Source organism: Phocaeicola coprophilus DSM 18228 = JCM 13818 (assembly GCF_000157915.1).
GTDB lineage: Bacteria > Bacteroidota > Bacteroidia > Bacteroidales > Bacteroidaceae > Phocaeicola > Phocaeicola coprophilus.
This window is the reverse complement of record NZ_EQ973634.1, coordinates 105,076-107,767: the sequence shown is the minus strand read 5'-3', so window position 1 is coordinate 107,767 and position 2,692 is coordinate 105,076. Positions and strand designations below refer to the sequence as shown.

General features: G+C 36.9%; 4 protein-coding genes. All 4 read right to left on the bottom strand.

Annotated features, from left to right (window positions below; all coding sequences use genetic code 11):
* Positions 1 to 73: 73 nt before the first annotated feature.
* From BACCOPRO_RS04510 to BACCOPRO_RS04500, 4 genes are read right to left on the bottom strand one after another with little or no spacing between them, the layout of a single operon-like run.
* The gene (locus tag BACCOPRO_RS04510) at positions 74 to 1,066 is read right to left on the bottom strand and encodes a BF3164 family lipoprotein (protein WP_040311173.1); all 993 of its coding nucleotides are present in this window, start codon (positions 1,064 to 1,066) and stop codon (positions 74 to 76) included.
* A 33-nt stretch (positions 1,067 to 1,099) separates the two neighbouring features.
* Entirely contained in the window at positions 1,100 to 1,234 is a 135-nt protein-coding gene (locus BACCOPRO_RS17400) for an NVEALA domain-containing protein (RefSeq protein WP_008141368.1), read from the bottom strand.
* Between the two features lie 42 nt (positions 1,235 to 1,276).
* Entirely contained in the window at positions 1,277 to 2,293 is a 1,017-nt protein-coding gene (locus tag BACCOPRO_RS04505; RefSeq protein ID WP_008141367.1) for a BF3164 family lipoprotein, read from the bottom strand.
* A gap of 49 nt (positions 2,294 to 2,342) precedes the next feature.
* Positions 2,343 to 2,618, bottom strand: a complete 276-nt coding sequence (locus tag BACCOPRO_RS04500; RefSeq protein WP_008141366.1) for an NVEALA domain-containing protein — start codon at positions 2,616 to 2,618, stop codon at positions 2,343 to 2,345.
* Between the last annotated feature and the right edge of the window lie 74 nt (positions 2,619 to 2,692).

Here is a 2,692-nt window from a genome sequence, read left to right as displayed (position 1 = left end):
CTTCCGTTAAAACTTGCAGATTCTAACATTGCATCGGTTATACCACCTTTGTTGTTTAAAGGTTAACCGGGCATCAAAACTTCACAAAAGCAATCTTACTCTCCTCCTCGCCAGTCAACCCGATAAGTGTACCATCCGGATGTACGGTAATAAGCGAAATGTCTACATTAGGTACATATTTGTTCAACAGATTGCCGTCCCAGTCATAACGCCAGATTTCATTCTTAGACTTACTGGAAGTATCTTTTATATTACTGTCAAAAAGCACGTAAATAAACTCATCCGATACCGCGAGGTCAATGACTCCCGTTGCAAATGAAGGTTTGAGCTTCGTTATACTTTCTATTCCATTCACATTAAAATCGTATTCATACGGGGCCAGCAGAACTTCTTTAGACAGGACATAGCCGGACGAAGTATGACGGTACAGGCTTAATACATGGGAATCTGCAAGTGCAAATCCATTCTTGATGGAAAATCCGTATCCGCGCACCTGATGGAACATGCGCTTGACTTCTATAGGAAGGTCATTTTCACGGCTCCAAAAATTCGGATAATCACCAAAACGTGACTTTTCTTTCCCTGCACTATCGAATATGTAAAAACGCTTGTCAGGAAACATTCCAGATGCCAGATATGACGAATCTCCCAAAGAGAAAAGCAAACTTACAGCAACAGGCAGTCTCATTTTTTTCTCCAAGTGCACCCGGGGAGTTCCGGATACGGTATATAAAATCCATTGGGGACGGGAAAGGACAAACAGTGAGTCTGGGGTCTTCAACAGATGCAAAGGTGGCATCACTTCATTCGGACCGCTACCACGCACTCCAAACTTCGTTATCTCACCGCCAGTCCTCAACGACAAGCAGTGTACTAATGTATCACCATAATAATCGTTCACAAGCAGAACGGAGTCAAATGCCACAATCTGTATAGGGAGACCTAACAAGGAAGAAGATATCGGAAGTACAGAAAAAGCCAATGTTTCTTTGGCTGTCTCCTTCTGATAAGAACTGCATCCCCATATAGTGGACAAAACCAGCAAAATACATAAGATTCTTTTCACACTACCATCTGTTCTTAATATCATACGCTAAATTTAAAATGAAACTCTAAAAAAATTAGCCATTGCCAGATCTGACATTTCAACTTTCTGCTGTGATGTATATACACCATAACCTGCAATAGATGCAAATACTGCAACGAAAGCAGCTTTTATAAAGCTCTTTTTCATCGTTATTTCAGTTCTTGAATGTTTAACTTTAATTTCCAGTTCTCAAATATTTCTTATATCATATGCATATATACAATCATCATAAGAGAGACCATATAATATGCCATGAGACATATCTACAGATATTCCTATAATATACTGATCAAAGGACAAGATTTCATGAAGTGTACCATCTTTACCAAAAACATGAAGCTCTACCTTCTTTTTCTTTTCATAGGCATCTTTATAATCCTGGTTTAAATATAAAGCATATATATTCTTGTCTGTTACTTGCAAATCCGCATAATACACCCATTTGCTCAACCCGGTTTCTTTATCCAATATATTTTGGCTTGCAGTTATACTCCCGACACAAGCAGAAAAACGTTTCCCCGTCTTATAATTGTAAAAATTTATCTGATTTATATAATGCATAGCAGACACAATCAGATTTTCACATTCATCTATGCGAGAAATGTTACTATAACAACTATAAGGTGATGACATCTTAATTTTATAACAAGGATCTTCTGTCAAAATTCTTCCATTACTAGAGGAAACCCATTTATAATTGTTTTCAGTCAATACTTCTTGCATAGCTACTGAATCATTCATATAAAAAGAGTTGGCAGACATCGGGATTACTGGCAATCGCTTATCAATTATACATCGCCCCATCCTGATACTTTCATTCAGGTCAATTCTTTTTAATTCTGCGGATGACACATCGTTTATCCATATATTACATACTCCTTTATTTACACAGGATTGACCGGTCGGCTTACAATTGACAAAATCATTTGGACCATTTCCTTTTATTCCTATTTCTGTAATGTATTTACCATTTGCATCATAAATATGAAACAAGTTGTTTAATTTTGGAGTGAATGCCAAAAGATAATTGCCAACCACTTCCATATAAGAAACACCCAAGAGTTCTGATATCAGCAGCTTTCCGTTTAATGTCCGATGTGGTACTTCTACTCCATCTGTAATTTTAATATCATCAGAATAATAGATGTCCCTGACTTCAGTACATCCGACACAAAAAACTATGAATATAAAAAATAGATATTTCATTTTAATAACAATAAAAGAGCATAACTATTTTGTTATGCCCTCATAATTATCAATTCTTATAACACTTCCCTTCTGTTCCTTTGCCACTTGCCCCATCTACATATTTACAAGGGTTACCACATCTCCAATAACCACTTCCTTTTTTTTCTTGAGACCAACATGACCATGAATTAGAACTCCCACCATCTTCATTCTGAGCCAGCGCTTCCACATTGGCCTTTGCCAGGTCTGACATTTCAACTTTCTGCTGTGATGTATATACACCATAACCTGCAATAGATGCAAATGCTGCAACGAAAGCAGTTTTTATAAAGTTCTTTTTCATCTTTAATGCGATTTTATTAATTAACTTGGTTTCGTTTATTCACACACGAAGCAACAAATCCCTGATTCAGACGA